The following is a 19,389-nucleotide window of genomic DNA, read 5'->3' on the forward strand; positions in this document are numbered from 1 at the left end:
CATATCGGACATTTCACCGGACTTATCGGACACTTGGCGGTGTATATCGGACGCTTCGCCCGAAGTATCGGACATTTGGCGCAGCGTATCGGACACTCCGCCGAATATATCGGCATCCAGACACAACTCAACGCCAAAAAAGCACCCGTGCGCAGCGGGTGCTTCCAAAATCGTAATTATATGAACATACCGGCAATGGTTCCGCTCATCAGGTTGGCGAGAGTTCCGGCGATGACGGCTTTGAAGCCGAGTTTCGCAACGACGGCACGCTGATTGTCGGCGAATGCTGTCATACTTGCTATCAGGATGCCGAGGGAACCGATGTTGGCGAACCCGCACAGGGAGAACGTCAGGATGGCGACCGTTTTCTCGGACAGCGCGTCGATCATCGGCTGGAATGCCGTGAACGCCACCATTTCATTTAGAATCACTTTCTGACCGAGCAGGTTGCCGGCTGTCATCGCTTCGGACCAAGGCACACCCATGACAAAGGCGAGCGGCGAGAAGATGTAGCCGAGAATCATTTCGAGAGAGATATCCGGATGGCCGAACCAGCCTCCGATTCCGCCAAGGATCCCGTTGACCATCGCAAGGAGTGAGATGAAGGCGATCAGCATGGCGATGATCAGTCCCGCCATCTTCAGTCCTTCCGCAGCTCCTTTCGTCACTGCATCGATGGCACCCGGCTTGACGCCGCCTTCGCCGATCAGCTCTTCCGGTGCTTCATCGATCGCATTGACCGGCACTTCCGTTTCCGGAATGAGAATCTTCGCAAATACGAGACCCGCAGGTGCCGCCATGAAACTCGCGGACAGCAAGTAGTTGATCGGGATGCCGAGTGCCGCATAGGCAAGCATCGTGCCGCCCGCGACCGAGGCGAGTCCGCCGACCATGACTGCGAACAGTTCCGAGCGGGTCAGCGTCTTGATGTACGGTTTGATGATGACCGGCGCCTCCTGCAGGCCGAGGAAGATATTCGACGCTGCGGTCAGCGATTCAGGCTTGCTCGTACCAAGAAGTTTGGCCAGCCCCCCGCCAATGATCCTGACGAAGAACTGCATGATGCCGAAGTGGTACAGCAGCGAAATGAGCGCTGTGACGAAAATCGCCATCGCTGCCACCCGGATCCCGAAGATGAAACCTGTTGGCGCGGACGAGTCCGCCAGACTGCCGAAGACGAATGCGAGCCCTTCGTTTCCATAATGGATGATATTCTGGACACCGCCGGAGAACTTTTCGATGACCGCCCGGCCGCCCGACGATTTCAAAACTAGATACCCGAACAGGATTTGCATCGCTACGCCGATTCCGACGAGGCGCAAATTGATCTTCCGCTTATTATCGGACAATAAAAATGCTATGAACAGGATGACCAGGCACCCAAGAAGTCCCGTTAAAATATTCATCAGCAGCTCCTCTTATAAAAGAATTTTTTGTAATGTGTAATCGGTTACAGATAATTTACCATACCGGAATTAGGAGCGTCAATAACTAAAATGTGACATACTATTGATCTTTCATTGCAAGCGATTCCTGTACTTGGTATATTTGTGTAAACGATAACATACGAGGAGCACTGACTATGGCGACTATCAAGGACGTGAGCAAACTGGCGGGAGTCTCGGTGGCGACCGTGTCCCGCTATCTGAACAAGAACGGCTATGTAAGTAAAGACGCACAGCAGGCCATCGCCGAGGTGATCGAAAAGCTGAACTACCGTCCGAATACGATTGCCCGGAGTCTTGCAGGCAAAAAGACGGCAACGATCGGACTTATGGTCCCCGATATCCTGAACCCATTCTTCCCGGAGATCGCCCGGGCGGCTGAAGATGCGGCGAATGAACATGGCTACACTGTCATGCTGTGCAATACGGATAATGACACTGCGAAAGAGCAGCGTTATATCGATACACTGATCTACAAGCAGGCGGACGGCGTGATCATCTCCTCCTATACGATCCAGCCGGAACATCTGACAGGACTCCGGAAAGCCGGCATCCCGGTCGTGCTGCTGGACAACGTATTCTCAAACGACTCTGTCGTCTCTCTGACTGTGGAGAACAAGGAAGGCGGAGAAATGGCGGTGCGTCATCTGCTTGAGCGCGGCTGCCGCAAGATCGCCCATATTTGCGGGCCCCTGTCGATCACATCGTCACGGGAGCGGACAGCCGGTTACGAAACAGTGAGCACGGGAACGGATTGGTTCACCCCGGGTCTGATCGCCTACAGCGATTTCACAGTCCGGGGCGGCTATTCGGCGATGCAGCAGCTGCTGGCTGTCCATCCTGATCTGGACGGGGTCTTCGCCAGCAACGATCTGATGGCGGCAGGCGCCCTGAAAGCGCTTAAGGAAGCCGGCAGGAACGTTCCGGAAGATGTGAAAGTGATCGGGTTCGATGGCATCCAGCTCGAGATGGTGTCTCCGGAGTTATCAACAATTGCGCAGCCAAACTATGAGCTTGGCAAAACAGCGATGGACGTGCTGATCGGTCTGATCACAAAACAGCCGGATATACCGGGCGACAAAGTGTTCCCTGTCACTCTCACTGTCAGAGAGTCGACGGGCGGGTGACGCAGCGGATTTCCCCTGCAATCGGATTGAAAATCAAAAACGCAGGACACCAAGTTGCCTATACTTGGTGTCCTGCGTTTTCTTTTATACGGATGCACGGCGCGCCCTCTTGCGTCCTGCACCCAGTTCCATCACGACAGACAGCATGACGCCGACGAGCAGGCCGTTGCTGACGAGCGGCTGCATGAGAACAGGGAAATCACTGAACGTCTCCGGCGGTACGTTCAGGATGCTGACACCGATCAGCAGCGGAACCGTCACCCGGTACAACGACATCGACTCGAACGGCAGCTCCCGGATTTTGTGCACGGCCGTTCCGAACAGCTGGATGTAGGCGACGAACAGCACGGCCGCCCCGATCGGCTCGGGCAGGCCTGAGAAGTAACTGCCAAGCGCAGGGATCAGGCCCAGCACGACGAACAGCAGGCTGCCGAGCATGAACGGCCCGCGGTTGAAGATCCGGGTGCTCTGCAGGAACCCGATAGAAGAAGAATACGGTCCGAACGGCACGAGACCGAACAGCCCGCCGAGCACCGTCCCTGCTCCTGTCACATAGTAGGACGCTTTTATTCGCCCATCCACCGACTTCTCCCCGAACAGCCAGCCGGCAGTCGAGATGGCGACGAGCGAATTGCCCATATTGATGAGCCCGGCCAGGAAGGCGGTCAGCATGATGCCGATATGCACATGCAGCCCGCCGAGCGGGAACAGCCGGAACAGCGACCCGCCGCCGGAGACGGACGGGGCACCTCCGAACAGCAGCATATACAGCACCGAACCTCCGATCAGACCGACCAGTACGGAGAAGTTCGCGATGGCCCGCCTGCGTGAAATCCCCATCAGCAGGACAGCTGCTGCCACCGCAATCGGCAGGAGCCCCTCCGGCATGGCGAGACTGCCGCCATCACTGATGCCGAGCATCCCTTTGAAGAAGAACAGGATCAGCTGGACGGACAGCAGGAACAGATAGATCGCCAGGACGACAGGTGTGAAGATCCTCTGCAGGACGGACGTGAAGCCGGCCGCTCCGAGTACGATAGTCAGCACGCCGGCGAGCAGCATGCCGAGCGCCAGGCTGCCGCCAACTTCCACGTAGGACAGCTCCATGGCAGGCGCGGCTGCGCTCAGGCTGAGCATCAGCCCCCACCAGATGCCGCCATGCCCTTCCAGCAACGGGAACTTATGTCCGAACCTTGCCTGCAACAGGCTGACGAGCCCCGTGACCACAAATGACGTCCGGATGAGTCCGGCCGCTGCGTCATCGAACAGACCGAACGCCGTGCTGATGGACAGCGGGACGACGACCGTATTGACGACCATGAACAGCAGCCATTGGATGCCCGCGAGCGAAAACGCCGGGGCGGTTAAACGTGTCATACGGTTTCCTGCTTTCTATTGTGGTATAACGGGAAAGGGTCCGGCGCGCGAAGCACCGGACCCCCTTTCGATCACTTCCCTAACGTATCGACAAGCATATCGATGAACCGCTTGCTGTCTGCGCCGACACAGACGTCGACGTTCGGTTCCTGCTTATGCCAGTTGGTGAAATCACACACGGTCTGGCCGTCACACAGATCGCTGTCCGTCTCGATGTCGACATAGTATTTCTCCGTCTCGACGAGCGTCCGGTCGAGGGCCGCACCGACGGCGAGCGGATCATGCATGGCGCATGCATGCCGGCCGTTCAGATCGAAGTAATGGTTCATGTAATGGACGGTCGCCTCCTCGGTGAAGTCGCGTCCCGGTCCGGGTTTGATGCGCTCGACGTCCTCTTTTGTCAGCAGTGTGTCCGACGTCACATCGAGACCGACCATCGTGATCGGGATGCCTGAGTGGACGACGATCTTCGCAGCCTCCGGATCGATGTACATATTGTATTCCGCAGTCGGCGTGATGTTGCCGCGGTGGTCGAACGCTCCGCCCATGATGACGAGTTCCTTCAGCCAGTCTTTGAGCCTCGGCTCTTTGCGGATGGCCAGTGCCATGTTCGTCAGCGGCGCAAGCAGGATGACGGTGATCTCGCCTGGATGCTGCTCCGCCTGCTCGATGATGAAGTCCGGTGCGAACCCTTCATCACGGATTTCGACGTCCATCTCCTTCAGCGCACCGCCGATCCCGTCATTGCCATGCACGCTCACTTCGAAGTGCGGCTGACGCAGCAGCGGACGGGCCGCCCCCTGGACAACTTTCAGATCGTCCCGGCCGAGCAGCGATGTGATTTTCCGTGTATTGATAGTCGCCTGCTCCAAGGACGTATTGCCGTTCACTGTCGTAATTCCGAGAATGTCCGCCATGCCGCTCTTTTCTGCCAGCAGGATGCCGATTGCATCGTCGATTCCTGTATCCACATCGATGATCACTTTTTTCATACGCGTTCCGCCCCTTCTTCTTTCAATAATTCAAGCAGGCAGTGCAGTCCGGCTGCCGCACCGTATTTCAACGAATCCAGATTCACATGGTAATTGGCGTTGTGCCATGGGAAGTTCTCCTTCTCGAGCGATCCGGTCCCCCAGTACATGAAGACCGACGGCACCTCGTTTGCGACAATCGAGAAGTCGTCGCCGCTCATGTACGGGTGTTCATTGACAGAAACGGTCGTTTCCCCGAATGCGCTGTTCAGGGAATGGGTCAGACGGGTTGTCAGCGCCGGATCGTTCCAGCTCGCGGGGTACCCTTTGCTGTACGTGTACGCGTACGTGCCTCCCCAAAATTCGGTGACCGTCTGCAGCAGGCGTTCGAGCTGCGCTTCGATCTTATCCTGTGTTTCCGGCAGGATCGTCCGCACCGTGCCTGATATGTCGACCTGACCGCACAATACGTTCGACGCGGTACCGCCCTGGATCGTTCCGAACGTGATGACCGCGTGATCGAGCGGCGATATCTGCCGGGAGACGATCGACTGGGCTGCACTCAGGAACTGTCCCGCCATCGCAATCGCATCGATTCCCTGCTGGGGTGCCGCCGCATGTCCGCCTTTTCCGGTCAGCGTCAAATAGACCCTGTCCGTGTTCGCAAGCATGTAGCCGGGTTTCATTTCGAAAGTGCCCGGTGTGAGGAACGGGTTCGTATGCAGGCAGAGTGCCGCATCGACTGCAGGATTTTCGAGAATCCCTTCCTCGATCATCGGCTTCGCGCCGCCCGGCTGTGCTTCCTCCGTCGGCTGAAACATGATTTTGACGGTGCCTGTCCATTCCGACTGCCGTTCTTTCAGCACGGTCAGGATCGCAAGACCAATGGTTGTGTGGGCGTCATGGCCGCACGCGTGCATGACCCCCGGGTGGATGGAACTGTAGTCAAGACCGGTCGCCTCGTCGATCGGCAATGCGTCGATGTCGCAGCGCATGAGGACCGTACGGCCGGGCGCTGCCCCCGTGATTTCCGCACAGACCCCCGTGCCTGCCATCGCCCGGTGGCTGATGCCGATCCGGTCAAGCTCCTGCTGGATGAACAGCTGGGTGTTGTGCTCCTCTTTGCTCAGTTCCGGATGCTAGTGCAAATGCTTGTAGGTCTCCCGAAGATACCCACCGAGCTGCTCTTCCATGTAGTTCACTGTTACGGTTTCCATTCACTCGTCCCCTCCATTCAGTTCGTTCCGGTACGGCATGCCTTCCTGCGCGCCGAACTTCGTGACAGCACATGCTGCTGCCCGTGTAGCAAAGCTGATCATCTCAGCCAGCGGACGTCCCTCCGCAGCCGCTATGGCGAGTGCTCCGTTGTAAGTGTCGCCTGCCCCTGTCGTATCAACTGCCTGAACCGGTTCGGCAGGCACAACGATCAGTTCACCGTTCTCCAAATATGCACTGCCATGTGCGCCGAGCGTGACGATCAGCGTCTGATCATAGGCCGCTTCCCATTCCGCCATCAGGCGTGCAAGTTCACGCTCGTCCGAAAACGGGCGTTCAGCGAGCATTTCAAACTCAGTCTCATTCGGCGTCAGGATGTCCACATTCATGAGCAGCTGCTTCGGCAGAGTCTGCGCAGGTGCCGGATTCAAAATGGTCTTCACACCGTTCGCATGGGCGATTTCCGTCACTTTCTGCACAGTGTCCAGAGGAATCTCAAGCTGGGCCAGCAGAACATCCGCCTCCTTGATCGCCTGTTCGATTTCCGGGGTGATCGTATCAGGTGTAAGCGAATAGTTCGCGCCCGGCACGACGACGATGCAGTTATCGTGGTTTATGTGGAATATGTCAGCAATCCCGGTCTTCACTTCGGGTGTACAGCCGATGAATTCCGTGTTCACCTGGTTCGCCTCCATCTGCCTGAGCAGCGTGTGTCCGAATTCATCCTGTCCGACTGCGCCGACCATCGTAACGTCTCCGCCAAGCCGGGAACAGCTCACCGCCTGGTTTGCACCTTTGCCTCCCGGCAGATAGCTGACCTTTTCCCCGAGGATCGTCTCGCCGATTTGCGGCAGACGGTCAGCCGAAATGATTATGTCCATGTTTAAACTGCCGACAACGACAATCCGTTTGCTCATTCCATCACCTGTTCTATTATAGTAAGTTCTTTATCGCGTTCATGTGTAACCGATTACACATTTTCAGAATATCATAACTTCCTTACTGTCGGCAATGCATAAATCCAGTGAGCGGCAAGTATTTCTGCGTTTGACAGGTGATCGCCTGTACAGATGTGAGCCCCCCCTGCTCCTGATCGGCAGGTCCCGGCGACGTACTGTCCGCAATTGTCCCGTCCGGCTTTCAATGCCTGCATATACTGAAGGGTACACCGGGGAGGCGGTCGCTCTGCAGCTGTTGGTCGTGATTTTTCTTGGCATTGCAGCCAACTTGGATAACTTAGGGATCGGATTGGCATACGGCGTCCAGAAGACGAGGATCCCGATTGTCTCGAACTTGGTGATCGCAGCGATATCGATGGCGGTCACCGGATTATCGATGCTTGCAGGTGACCGGATTGCAGCGTTCATCACACCGGATGCGGCAGACTGGATCGGCGGCCTGCTGCTGTGCGGCATCGGGGTCTGGATGCTGTGCCAGCCGAAATTCGGGCAGGTGGAAGCATACGAGGATGCCAAAACAGCCGATACCGATGGGAATCGTGTAATCTCCGTCCGGGAAGCGATTCCGCTCGGCTTCGTGCTCGCGGCAAACTGCCTGGCCGCCGGGTTCGGAATGGGGGTGAGCGGCAGTTCGATGATCGGGACGATTCTGTCGGTCGGATTCTTCTCGTTCATCACCATCGGGGGCAGCCACCGGTTCGGCACGCTGCTTGCCCGGACGTGGATCGGCCGGTATCCCGCTGCATTCGCAGGCGGACTGCTGATTGTCATCGGCGTGTTGGAAATCGCCTTGTAAAAAAGCGCAGCTGACGGGAGATCCCGCAGCTGCGCTTTTTCAGTTCAATTGGAGTGACGTGCGGATCGTGTCCCACATGACCGCGTATCCGCGTGTCGTCGGATGTGGAGTGTCTGTTTCCATCAGGTCCGCATAGGCTGTATCCGGATGCTCTTCCAGATAAGCGGTCATCGCATCATAATGGGAGATGAAGATGTAGCCATTTTCCAGGCTGATCCGCTTCAGTACGTTGTTGATGCCTTCCGGGGCGAACCGGTAATTGGCGATATCATTGACGGAAGGCGGCGGCGCCATGACGACCATCAGCTCGGACTGCGCGTCAACCTTTGCCAGCAGCTGCCGGACCGTCGTTTCGTATTCGCCGAGCGTACTGCTGAGCCGGTCGTTCGTGCCGATCATGACGAAAACGACGTCCTCCTTCGATGCGAGAAGCCGATCCGCCCGGTCGAGCGTCCACTTTGCGGTTTTCCCGCTGACGCCCGCGTTGAAGAAGTCGATCTCCCCGAACTTGTACTGGCTGGCATAAGTCCGGAACGCATTTGCCCACGACGCCGCATCGGATGACGCTTCCCGATACACCTCCGCGCCGTCTTCAAGGATCTTGCGCCCATCATCAGGCACCAGGAAGCCATCCGCCCCCATGCCTGCGGAGATGCTGTCTCCGATCAGCTTGATGGAAGTGACCTGTCCGCTGTTCAGCCTGTCCGCAAGTACGGAATATGTTTTCGGGATCGCTTTCGTCACACGGTCCATTTCAGCCCGGTAGATAAAGACCGCGAATTCGCCGCGCTTCAGCAGATCGTCCGTCCCGAATCGTGTCTCCGATTTCCCATTGGTGATCCCGCTTTTCACGAGACCTGCCACTGCATCCGCATAACGTGCACTGACGTCCCGGAACGCCGTTGCGGTTCCGCTTCCTGTCAGTGCATAGGCTCCCTCATGACTGAGCATGAGTGCCATCTCCCCCCGTTTCACCGGCTCATCGAAGCCGAAATATCCGGGCCGCTTGCCGCGTATGATTCCGGCTTTTTTCAGTGCGGCCACCGCCTGTTCGGCCCGGGACGGCACATCGCCGAATTCACGTGTGCCCGGGGCAGGCATCGGCAGCTGCAGCGCCCGTGCCAGAATGACTGCGACACTGCCGCGCGTGATCGCTTTGTCCGTCCCGAACAGGTTCGGCGCGATGCCGTTCGTATATTGCTGGTCTGTCAGGTAATGGACCGCTTCCGCATAGGCCGGCGGCACATCGCGGAACACATCCGCCTCTGCATACTTCGGAATGACCGCTGCCAGCACAAGTGCCAGCACCGCAAGGACTGTGAGCCGTTTCAACCACTGTTTTCCAACTATCAAATTCATTTCCCCCTGTTGCCGATTTGACTGATTCTCTGTCTATAGTATCGTCTGCAATGATGGTTTCTGAATACCTCAGTTCTTGGACTGAACCGGATAATCGCCGAACTTCACGCCCCTATTAAACTTCCAATTCATTATAGTTCTTTAGACCCTTTACCACCCACCGGAAATCTAGTTACAATGAACTCATAAAGCAGTGGAGGTTGAACTAGATGAGCTGGTCTGTTATTGGCATTTTCGTCCTTTTAATCACTTGGGGATTCACGGAATCACTTCTGTTCGGCGCTGTCCTCCTAGTGGTCTGTGCATCATTGCAGCTGACCTTGTTATACATAAGAAAGAACAGCAGGAAGTCGAACATCCACTCACGTCCTCTTCAAGCGGCACACCGCCAGTTTCTTGCGGAGGAACTTGAGCGCATCCGCAGTCTCCGTGAATCGGGATTGCTGACGGAAGACGAATTTACCGAGCAGAACCGGCTTCTCTCTTCCCGCATGCAGCATTCGTACAGCTGACCGTATAACATACCGCACAAAAACCGGCTTTCCGTTCAGGAAGGCCGGTTTCTTTGCTGGATCAGGCTTTTAAGCGCTTGTTTGACAGTACCGAAATAACGCTTTTCTGCAAGCACCTGCCGGGAATTCACAATGCTTTGCGCCAGATGCGGCCGGAGTCCGGTAGAAATGACCTGGATGCCCATCAGTTCGAGAGCATCTTCGATCTGCTGCAGAAGCTGTATCGCATGGTCGTCGATTTCGGCGAGCCCCGAAAAATCGGCAATCGTGCAGGTGACCTTCATGGCTGCTATTTTCGGCAGCACTTTGTCCATGATTGCGTACGCCCGGTCGTCCGTGATCCGGCCGATGAACGGAAGGATGACGATACCGTCGTAAACCGGAACAACAGGAGCGGACAGTTCGGCAAGCTCCTCCTCGGCATCCGACTGGTACAATTTCGACAGCCGTTCGAATGCATAGTATGTCTCCTGGAGGCTCAGATCGAGGAACCGGTTGACCAGCTTGCTCAGTTGCGCATAGTCTTTCAGCGACAGACCGAGTTTCTCACTCATTTCCAGCAGGATATCCGCAATTGCATCCCGTGATGGCGGATACCTGTCTGCGACCGCAGCTATGGATCCGCTGTTCTTCGTCTGCATGGCGGCATTGCCCCTGCTCCACCTCATCAGTGCTTCCGGCACCTGCAGTTCTTCAGTACGGAGCGTCTCCGCAAGTGCCTTCCATAGTGCCGTATACATGATGCGTGCCTGTTTGATCTCTTCATCCGTGACATCTCCAAGCAGCCCGCTGACCCGTTCCACAACATCATCCGCTAATTGCCCGGCGTGATCCGTCAAGAAGCGGACCAGTTCCGTGTTTGTCTCCAACGTTCATCACACCCTGTCAATTGATGCCTTCCAGTATACAGCAGTTGCGGCCTGCTGTCTGTCCTGCGTAATTCCTGTTTGCGAGAATCACGGACGGCCCGCCTCCTTTTCAGGCTTAAACAGGCCCGCCCCGGGTAAAGTGTATGTATGCAGAAAGGATGAAGGAACTATGATCTATGATTGCGCCATAATCGGCGGAGGTCCGGCCGGTCTGAATGCGGCGCTCGTGCTCGGCCGCAGCCGGAGGAATGTCGTGCTGTTCGATGATGATAACGCACGCAACCGCGTCGTCCGGGAATCGCACGGATTTTTGACCCGCGATGGGATCCGGCCCTCTGAACTCCGGCAGCTTGCGCACACGGAACTGGCGGCTTACCCATCCGTCGAACTGATCCGCGAGAAAGCCGTAAGCGCCGAACGGATCACGAAAACACATTATGAAGTGACGACGGCGTCCGGAACGGTCTACCATTGCACGAAAATCCTGCTTGCGACCGGGTTGAAAGACGAACAGCCGAACATTCCGGGCATCGAGCGCTTTTACGGCACAAGTCTGTACAGCTGCCCCTATTGCGACGGATGGGAAGTGCGCGACAGACCGCTCGCCGTCATTGCGGACAAAAATGTGTACAAGCTGGCAAAAGAAGTGTTCACATGGAGCCGGGACCTCATCGTGTTCACGAACGGGGAAGGCCGCCTTGAACTCGATGAACGATCACGCCTGGAAGCCCACGGCATCCAGGTCGTTGAAGATATCATTTCAGGGCTCGAAGGGACGGGCGGCCAGCTCGAGCGTGTCCGTCTCGAGGACGGCACATTGATCGACCGGTCGTATGGATTCGTCAGCCCTCTCTGGTCACACGGCGATCATTTCGCGGAAACGCTCGGCTGCGAATTGAACGGATACGGCGGCATCCGGACAGACGAATACGGCCGGACGAATGTCTGGAATGTGTATGCAGCGGGCGACACGGCAAACATCGTGCCTGCCCAGCTGATCGTAGCTGCTGGCAGCGGGAGTGCCGCCGCCATCGGCATCAACGGGGATCTGACCAACGAGTATTTCGATGGACCGGAATGAGTTGCGGGGAAATACGGAAGACCGCACGGAACGGGAGCGTCATGCCCCGTTCCGTGCGGTCTTCTTGTTTACTCTCTCACCGTCCCGCCATTCATCGGAACCGGCTGAAACTGCTGCTGTAGCCGCGGCTCCGCTTTTTCCGTCGTTTGATGAGCACCCACAGGCTCAGCAGACCGAACAGCAGGATGCAGATCGACACAGTCAGGATGATGCCGGGATACTGCTCATTCCAGCCGTCCGGCGCAATATGTTTGCTGTAAATGCCGATATACGCCCAGACGAGGACGAACCCGTACGGCGCACTCCAGGTTTTAAGTATCGTCAAAATGCCGATCACCGCTCCAAGAAGCAGCACGATGACAGTCCATGCGGCATCCGAAAGACCCCAGCCGCCCCAGCCCGACTTCACGAGGAACGCAGTGATGTCTGCTATGGTCGCCACCGTGATCCAGCCGAAGTAGACGGTGAACGGCAGCCGGATGAAAAACCTCTCCTTCATGGAAAGCCCGGCGTTCCCCGTCATATTGGTGATGACGATCAGGCTCACCAGGATAACCATCATGAGGATGACGGAGATGCCGAGAAACCCGTAATGCCAGGCTGCAATCCATAAGGCGTTCGCAACCGACGATACGGAAAACCAGATGGCGATCCGTTCCGTCAGCTGACGCACCTCTGACCGTTCCCCTCCCCTGAAGAAGCCAAGCTGATAGATGACATGGAATGCGAGAAGTACGTAGATCAGTCCCCAGATGGCGAATGTATAGCCGGCCGGGGCAAATAGATTGCTGTAAGAGTCCGACACTTCACCCGTCGTCATCCCGTTCAGCGGCAGTGCATTCGCCAGATAGTTCATGAGAATCATGATTGCATACGTGACCAGCACTATGATACCGAGCCTGCTGAATTTTCGTTTCCGTCCCATTTGCTCACCTCTTCCCCTACTATAAATGAGTTTACTATCCGCTTCCCAAATACCCCATTTCCTCTATTACAACAAATTGCAGCAGAGATTTCAAAGATTGCGGGACAACTAGCGGGCAGGCATGTGATTCGTGTCCAGATGCCGATAAATTCAGCGAACTGTCCGATACTCTGCGCCAATTGTCCGATAACTCCGGCGAACTGTCCGATAACTTCACCCAAATGGCCGATACCTCACCTGATTTGTCCGATATGCCTAAGGCACGATGCAAAAAAATCCTGCCGTCCCTTCCGGCAGGAGTCCATTATTCATTTATCCAAAACGGCTTGCGCCGCGTCACCGAGCATATGGAGTTCATGCATCGGCCGGGTCATCGCGACATACAGCAGCTTGCGGTCGATATCCGTGTCGCGGAACGGATCCGCAAACGCCGCGATGAGCACGGCGTCGAACTCAAGCCCTTTCGACAGCACACTCGGTACGATCAGCAGACGCGATTCATCGATGTCGCTGTCCGGCGTCAGGAGCTGGACCGCCATCCCCGCCTGCTCAAGCACCGCTGTCAGTGACTCCGCTTCCGCCATCGTTTTGCAGATCATCGCGACCGATCGATGGCCTCTCGATGAGATTCCTTCCAAGATCAGCTCCAGCTGTCCGCTGTCCAGTGCGTCCATTTTATGGAAAACGGGCGGGATGCCGTGGCGAACGACCGGCTCGACCAGCGGCAGCTCCTCTTCCATCTGTGCAAGCACCGTGTTGGCAAGCTGCATGATTTCAATCGTCGTCCGGTAGCTCTTCTGCAATGTCGTGTACGCCGCCTCCGGGAGCATCGCAAGCACCGGCTCCCAAGAGGTGAGCGCCCGATAGCTGTGGATTCCCTGCGCCAGGTCGCCGACGAGCGTAAACAGATCCGTGCCAAGTCCATCGTGCAGCGCCGCCAGCTGGTATTCACTGTAATCCTGCGCTTCGTCGATGAACACCGCACGCATCTTCCACTCACTGGCAAGCCCCTTCAATTGGATGTGCAGGTCATAGAGCGCGGCCAGATCCTCGGTTTCCCATGTGTTTTTTACATGCATGCCGCGGAACGCATCCATGAATTCTTCCGGCCAATCAGGCGCCAGTTCCTGCTGCAGCCGTTCATCCGTCAGCCAGGTGCGGTACAGCGATTTCACATTGAACTTTTTGAAGCGCTTCATATAGGAAGAGACTTTCCGCTTGCCCTCTTTTTCAACAGCCGGCAGCCGCTCATCCCGCTCGTCCATGATCTTCGTGATGCGCGCCCGCCGTTTCGTGTCATCTTTTATGCCATACAGTGCCTTGTCCAGCGCTTCTTCATATTTGTCCGACAGCAGCGCATACAGCTGCTTCCGCTTCCGCGTCACTTCCGTGTTCATGATCAGGCGGATCCGCTCCAGCCGTTTCTCGATCGGCAAGTACCCAAAATCATTCAGGAATAAATTCCGCAGCCTCTTCGCACCGATGATCCTGTATTTGTCGATAAATACATCCTCGAACCGTGCAGCCGTCTCCGTCTCCAGCTTCCGTACATAACGCTCCATGATCCGGCGATACTCACCGGAGCCTTTCAGCCGCGCAACCACAATCGCCGGATCCTCAGCAGCTGCCGAGGAAGCGAGCTGTTCGAGCTTCCCGTTCGGATCTGTCAGTTTCAAGTTCAACCCGGTGGCCGCCAGTACATAGTCTTCATAGGTTGTCTGGTTGATGGCCCCGACGCCGAGTTCCGGCAGCACATCTGCAATATAATCCATGAACAGCTTGCTCGGCGCCAAAATCATCAATTTGTCCGCCGGGAAATCGCTCCCCATCGTATAGAGGAAATAGGAAATCCGGTGAAGGGCGATCGTCGTCTTTCCGCTTCCGGCCGCGCCTTGCACGATGATCGGTTTGCGCAGGCTCGCCCGGATGATGTCGTTCTGCTCGGACTGGATGGTCGAGATGATTTCCGTCAGCCGGACGTCCGCCTTACCGGCGAGCGCCTCCTGCAGCAGCTCATCATTCGTCGTCAGATCGATATCCCGGACGCCGAGCAGCTCGCCGTCCTCGATCTGGTACTGCCGCTTCGAGTGGAGATGCCCGCTCACTTCATCACCGCGGACATCATACGTTAGATGGCCGAGCCGTCCGTCATAGTAGACATTCGCGACTGGCGAGCGCCAGTCGACGATGATCGGATCCTGTGTCTCCTGATGGAAGACGGACGTTTTGCCGATGTAGAGCATCTGATCCTTTTCATCATCAGGCTGGAAATGGATGCGGGCGAAGTACGGTTTCTGCTGCACTGCTTCAAATGTTTCCTTCTGAGATCGTGCCATTTCGAAAAATCGGGTATTCGTGAGGATGTTGATGAAGCTCAGACTGGAGTCCAAGTAGTCGAGATCGGCCATCGAATGGCGGATCTGCTCCTGTGAGGCATCCACGTCACGCTGGGATTCGGCCAGCAGCCGCTGCATGTAGTGGATGGTATACTCCAGACGTTCAGCCTCAAACTCAAAATCGGGGTGTCTCTGCATGGCAGATCCTCCGTTTCCTGAAATTTGTCCTGCCGTTTCCGGATTGCTTAGGGGAAAAGTAAACAGAAGATGATTGTACCATTTCCGGATAGGTGCTGCAACAGTATTTTTTGAAAATTCAGGGGTGTTCCTGCTGTGCGGACATCATTGAATTGTGCCCCGATGCCGATTAATTCGGCGAAGTGGCCGATACTTTGCGCCATATGGCCGATATGCAGGGTCATGTGGCCGATACCTCCGCTGATCTGTCCGATACTCCACGCCATGTGGCCGATACTTCCCCCGATTTGTCCGATACCCCCATCACCCGGTATACCCCAGCACATACGAAAACCCCTGCCAGCTGGCGGGGGTTCCCATGTTATTCCTTCAAGTCTTCAATTGAATCGATGTCCATATACTCTGGCACCGTCAGACCAATCTTGACGCCTTCCATGCTGACGCCGACATCTTCGAATTTGCCGTCATACTTTTCAGCATACGTTTTGTGTGTCACCGGCAGCCATCCTGCCAGCAGGGCATCGGCACTGCCATCTGCGACAGCTGTCCACATCGGGCCGGCTTCCACTTGGGACATTTTTACGTTATAGCCTTTGCTCTCCAGCACTTTCGCCATGACATTCGTACTTGCCACGGTGCTGTCCCATGCGACATAGACGAACTTGAACTCATCGCCGTCCACGTCTTCGACACCGTCTGTCCACTCTGCCACTTTGTCTGCATTATCATCGATCCAGCTTTGTGCTGCTTCTTCGGGATCTTTCCCGTCGATGATGTCCACCATGACAGTTCCCATGTCCTCTTCGTCCCACTTGAAGTTCGACAGGATTTCATGCGCTTCCGGCTTTTCATCTTTCAGCTTCATGCTGCCGATCGTGTGGATTTCTTCTGCCCCGCCGTACGAGCCTTCCGGGTCATCCAGATATTTCAGATCATATTTAGTGAACATCCAGTGCGGCGACCAGCCCGTCACGATGATCGGCTCTTCTTTGTCATATGCTTTCTTCAATGCAGCTGTCATCGCAGCACCGGAACCTGTCGTCAATGTCCATTTATCGAGGCCGTAATCATCGATGGCACGATTCGTCGCTTCCATGATGCCGGCGCCTGGATCGATACCCGTGATTTTGTAGTCGACCTGTTCGCCGACCGGCTTATCAGACGATCCGCCTGATGTGCTGCTGCCTTTGTCCGCGTCATCAGAGCCGCATGCTGCGAGCCCTAACGCCAATAGTGATACCGCACTGATTCCTGCTAATTTTTTCGTCAATTTCATAATTCATTTCCCCCTTGTTTAGATCGTCCTGCATGTTGCGTAATCCGGTCGAGAATAATGGCGACCAAAACGATGGCGACGCCTGTTTCCACTCCGACCCCTGTCTTCAGCTGGGTGACCGCTTGATACACTTTTGTACCGAGCCCCGGTGCACCGACCATCGATGCGATGACCACCATTGACAGCGACAGCATGATGCTCTGGTTCACGCCCGCCATGATATTCGGCTTCGCGAGCGGAATCTGCACTTTCAGCAGCCGCTGCCACGTCGTCGACCCGAATGCCTCCGTCGCTTCAATCAAGTCTTTCGGAACCTGTTCGATCCCGAGCATGGTCAGCCGGATTGTCGGCGGCATCGCAAAGATGATGGATGCAACCAGTCCTGGCACAACCCCTATATTGAAGAAGAAGATTGCCGGGATCAGGTAGACGAACGCCGGCATTGTCTGCATCAGGTCAAGAATTGGCGTGATGATTCTCCGGGCCGCCAGCTGCTGGGACATCCAGATGCCGATTGGCACCCCGATGATGATCGCAATGACCACCGAAGTCAGCACCAGTGCAAGCATCTGCAGCATCGGGTACCAATAGCCTAAATAGTCGATGAACAGAAAACCGAACAGAGTCAGCGCAGCAATTTTTTTCGTGGACAGCCACCAGGCGATCAGTGTGAAGATCACCGCAAGCAAAATTGATGGCGGGAAGTCCAGGACCTTTACGAATGCTTCAACGGTCGTCTCCAAGCCGGTTGCAATGCCGTCGAATAACGGACCGAACATGTCAACGAGCCAGTCGACCCCTTCATCGATCCAGTCTGCAAACGGCAGTCTTGGAAGCAGCTCATTCATGTGCAGCCACCTCCGCTTCCACTAACGGCTCTGCATCGATCTCACCGTTTTCATTGATGAACGCATTGTCACCGGCAAGCGCACCGATCAGCGCACCGCGGATGATGATGCCCTTCAGCCGGTTCGTTTCATCTACGACAGCTACCGGGATGGCGGCCGTCGAGACAACGTCGAACAGCTCGGTCAGGACACTGTCCCCGGGTACAGTGATGACATCGGTGATGAGCACATCTTCGATTTTCATGTTTTTCTCGGCAGCCCGCACAGCATCCTGCGCAGTGAGGGCCCCCATCAGCCTGCCGCCTTTATCGACGACATAAATGGAAGAAATACGCAAGTTCTCCATCAGCCGCAGTGCAACCCGCGGTCCCCGGTCGATCTGGACAGTGTCCGCATGCTTCATGATGTGACTTGCGGTCAGCACTTTCGACAGATCCACGTCCTCGACGAACCGCTCCACGTACTCATTGGACGGGTTCATGAGGATTTCTTCGGGCGTCCCGATCTGCGCAATGACCCCGTCTTTCATGATGGCGATCCTGTCCCCTATCCGCAGTGCTTCGTCGAGATCATGGGTGATGAAGATGATCGTCTTGCCCATCTCTTCATGGAGCTGCAGCAGCTCATCCTGCATATCTTTTCGAATCAATGGATCGAGTGCACTGAATGCCTCATCCATCAGCAGGATGTCCGGGTCATTGGCCAGCGCTCTCGCCAGGCCGACCCGTTGCTGCATCCCACCGCTCAGCTGGCCGGGGTACTGAGCTTCATAGCCGGCCAGGCCTACCTTGGCCAGGGAATCGACTGCACGTTTCTTGCGCATTTCCTTGTCGGCCCCCTGTATCTCCAGACCGTACTCCGTGTTCTGCAAGATCGTTTTGTGCGGGAACAATGCGAAGTTCTGGAATACCATCCCCATCTTTTTCCGGCGGACCGATCGCAGTTGTTCTTTGTTCATGGCTACGATATCGTCCCCGTCAATCAGGATCTGGCCGGATGTCGGTTCGATCAGCCGGTTGAACAGACGGACGAGCGTCGACTTACCGCTGCCCGATAAACCCATGATGACAAAAATTTCGCCGTCCAGTACATCGAATGCCGCATTATTGACACCGACTGTCGAGCCGGTTTCCTTCAATATCTCTTTTTTTGTTCTTCCGTCTTTCAGAAGCTGAGCCGCGCGTTTCGGCGATTTGCCGAAAATCTTCGTCGCGTTCTTCACTTCGATTTTCTTAGTTGTACCTGCTTCTTTCATGCGAACCCCCCGATTCAGTTTTCCACGATGTTTCCAAGTATATCTGTAATATTATCGTAATACAAGGTTTTTACGTAATTAATTTTACGTACAGTTTTTACTGTACAAACAATTTGATTTCCGTTTTGCGTTATTCTAAGCTATACTTAACAGTTAGAAGTGAGACAGGAACTGCTAGTAGGGCAAGGAGGTCATCCCGTATGGATGCAGAGGAAAGATTGGAAAAATCCCGTAAACGAGTAACCGAGTCAATTGCGCAGAACATACATCTCTATGGCCTCCCGCCGTCTGCCGGCAGACAGTTCGGTATGATGTTCTTCGAGGATCGCCCGCTTACATTGGATGATATGTCCGCTAAGCTCGGGATGAGTAAAACGAGCATGAGCACCTCCATCCGTGCCCTGTCGGACGGGAAACTCGTGGAGCGGGTCTGGGAGAAAGGCGTCCGGAAAGACCTGTACAAAGCGAAGGAAGATTGGTATCAGATTTTTATCGACATGTTTACAGTCCAATGGCGAAGAGCCGTCTCTCTTCATATTTCAGCCGTCCGAAAGTCGCTGCGTGAGCTGAAAGAGCTGAAAAACGAGGAGGGTCTGACGGAGGAACTCCTTGCAGAGGTGGAGAATGATATGGAAAAACTCACCTATACACTCGCTTATTACGACTGGCTCGACCGTCTGATCGATGCCTTCGAGGACCATAAGATCTTTGACCTGGTCCCTATAGAAGAAAACGAGAAATGACAAAAACGGCAGTCCCGCTGTAACCCGGACTGCCGTTTTTCTATGTATTGTGTCTGGATGCCGATAAATTCGGTGATGTGGCCGATACTTCGCGCCG

18 protein-coding genes are annotated in these 19,389 nt (G+C 55.6%); 5 read left to right on the forward strand and 13 right to left on the reverse strand.

Going from position 1 to position 19,389, the window contains the following annotated elements:
* Positions 1-176: 176 nt before the first annotated feature.
* On the reverse strand, positions 177-1,406 hold the full coding sequence (locus BN1190_RS12765) for a NupC/NupG family nucleoside CNT transporter (protein ID WP_040287398.1): 1,230 nt from the start codon (positions 1,404-1,406) through the stop codon (positions 177-179).
* Positions 1,407-1,582: 176 nt separating this feature from the next.
* Here BN1190_RS12765 and BN1190_RS12770 point away from each other — a divergent pair, with 176 nt between their 5' ends.
* Positions 1,583-2,572, forward strand: coding sequence for a LacI family DNA-binding transcriptional regulator (locus tag BN1190_RS12770; protein ID WP_040287399.1), 990 nt, complete (start codon positions 1,583-1,585; stop codon positions 2,570-2,572).
* Positions 2,573-2,656: 84 nt separating this feature from the next.
* Here the strand turns inward: BN1190_RS12770 and BN1190_RS12775 are convergent, their stop codons facing one another.
* The 4 genes from BN1190_RS12775 to rbsK all read right to left on the reverse strand — a co-directional run bounded on the left by BN1190_RS12775 (position 2,657) and on the right by rbsK (position 7,052).
* Positions 2,657-3,949: a uracil/xanthine transporter gene (locus BN1190_RS12775; protein WP_040287400.1), complete on the reverse strand. Its 1,293-nt coding sequence runs from the start codon at positions 3,947-3,949 to the stop codon at positions 2,657-2,659.
* Positions 3,950-4,020: 71 nt separating this feature from the next.
* Positions 4,021-4,941 (reverse strand): nucleoside hydrolase, encoded by a 921-nt coding sequence (locus tag BN1190_RS12780; RefSeq protein ID WP_040287401.1) that lies wholly within the window; start codon positions 4,939-4,941, stop codon positions 4,021-4,023.
* Positions 4,938-6,050, reverse strand: coding sequence for a M20 metallopeptidase family protein (locus BN1190_RS12785; RefSeq protein WP_082023405.1), 1,113 nt, complete (start codon positions 6,048-6,050; stop codon positions 4,938-4,940). Before BN1190_RS12785 ends, BN1190_RS12780 begins: the two co-directional genes overlap by 4 nt.
* Positions 6,051-6,137: 87 nt before the next feature.
* Positions 6,138-7,052, reverse strand: a complete 915-nt coding sequence (gene rbsK / locus BN1190_RS12790) for a ribokinase (RefSeq protein ID WP_082023406.1) — start codon at positions 7,050-7,052, stop codon at positions 6,138-6,140.
* A 226-nt stretch (positions 7,053-7,278) separates the two neighbouring features.
* Between rbsK and BN1190_RS12795 the strand changes: the two genes are divergently transcribed.
* Entirely contained in the window at positions 7,279-7,890 is a 612-nt protein-coding gene (locus BN1190_RS12795; protein ID WP_052461869.1) for a manganese efflux pump, read from the forward strand.
* Positions 7,891-7,929: 39 nt separating this feature from the next.
* On the opposite strand, the gene BN1190_RS12800 is transcribed toward BN1190_RS12795, so the two are convergent.
* Positions 7,930-9,243, reverse strand: a complete 1,314-nt coding sequence (locus BN1190_RS12800; RefSeq protein ID WP_179860790.1) for an S-layer homology domain-containing protein — start codon at positions 9,241-9,243, stop codon at positions 7,930-7,932.
* Between the two features lie 215 nt (positions 9,244-9,458).
* Here BN1190_RS12800 and BN1190_RS12805 point away from each other — a divergent pair, with 215 nt between their 5' ends.
* On the forward strand, positions 9,459-9,761 hold the full coding sequence (locus tag BN1190_RS12805; RefSeq protein WP_040287403.1) for an SHOCT domain-containing protein: 303 nt from the start codon (positions 9,459-9,461) through the stop codon (positions 9,759-9,761).
* A 35-nt stretch (positions 9,762-9,796) separates the two neighbouring features.
* Here the strand turns inward: BN1190_RS12805 and BN1190_RS12810 are convergent, their stop codons facing one another.
* A complete protein-coding gene (locus tag BN1190_RS12810; RefSeq protein WP_052461870.1) occupies positions 9,797-10,630 on the reverse strand; it encodes an STAS domain-containing protein in 834 nt (277 codons plus the stop codon).
* A 169-nt stretch (positions 10,631-10,799) separates the two neighbouring features.
* Here BN1190_RS12810 and BN1190_RS12815 point away from each other — a divergent pair, with 169 nt between their 5' ends.
* Positions 10,800-11,711, forward strand: coding sequence for an NAD(P)/FAD-dependent oxidoreductase (locus tag BN1190_RS12815; RefSeq protein WP_040287404.1), 912 nt, complete (start codon positions 10,800-10,802; stop codon positions 11,709-11,711).
* Positions 11,712-11,802: 91 nt separating this feature from the next.
* Here BN1190_RS12815 and BN1190_RS12820 read toward each other — a convergent pair whose 3' ends face one another.
* The 6 genes from BN1190_RS12820 to BN1190_RS12845 all read right to left on the reverse strand — a co-directional run bounded on the left by BN1190_RS12820 (position 11,803) and on the right by BN1190_RS12845 (position 18,549).
* A complete protein-coding gene (locus BN1190_RS12820) occupies positions 11,803-12,636 on the reverse strand; it encodes a hypothetical protein (protein ID WP_040287405.1) in 834 nt (277 codons plus the stop codon).
* A 308-nt stretch (positions 12,637-12,944) separates the two neighbouring features.
* Positions 12,945-15,170: an RNA polymerase recycling motor HelD gene (helD, locus tag BN1190_RS12825; protein WP_040287406.1), complete on the reverse strand. Its 2,226-nt coding sequence runs from the start codon at positions 15,168-15,170 to the stop codon at positions 12,945-12,947.
* A gap of 47 nt (positions 15,171-15,217) precedes the next feature.
* Entirely contained in the window at positions 15,218-15,436 is a 219-nt protein-coding gene (locus tag BN1190_RS12830; protein ID WP_179860791.1) for a hypothetical protein, read from the reverse strand.
* Between the two features lie 95 nt (positions 15,437-15,531).
* The gene (locus tag BN1190_RS12835) at positions 15,532-16,440 is read right to left on the reverse strand and encodes a glycine betaine ABC transporter substrate-binding protein (RefSeq protein ID WP_040287742.1); all 909 of its coding nucleotides are present in this window, start codon (positions 16,438-16,440) and stop codon (positions 15,532-15,534) included.
* Between the two features lie 2 nt (positions 16,441-16,442).
* A complete protein-coding gene (locus tag BN1190_RS12840) occupies positions 16,443-17,294 on the reverse strand; it encodes an ABC transporter permease (protein ID WP_040287408.1) in 852 nt (283 codons plus the stop codon).
* A complete protein-coding gene (locus BN1190_RS12845) occupies positions 17,287-18,549 on the reverse strand; it encodes a quaternary amine ABC transporter ATP-binding protein (RefSeq protein WP_040287409.1) in 1,263 nt (420 codons plus the stop codon). The genes BN1190_RS12840 and BN1190_RS12845 overlap by 8 nt, the downstream gene beginning before the upstream one ends.
* A 200-nt stretch (positions 18,550-18,749) precedes the next feature.
* On the opposite strand from BN1190_RS12845, the gene BN1190_RS12850 reads away from it, so the two are divergent.
* Entirely contained in the window at positions 18,750-19,292 is a 543-nt protein-coding gene (locus tag BN1190_RS12850) for a GbsR/MarR family transcriptional regulator (protein WP_040287410.1), read from the forward strand.
* The last annotated feature ends 97 nt before the right edge of the window (positions 19,293-19,389 follow it).

The sequence above is a fragment of the Sporosarcina koreensis genome (assembly GCF_000826145.2).
GTDB classification, from domain to species: Bacteria; Bacillota; Bacilli; order Bacillales_A; family Planococcaceae; genus Sporosarcina; species Sporosarcina trichiuri.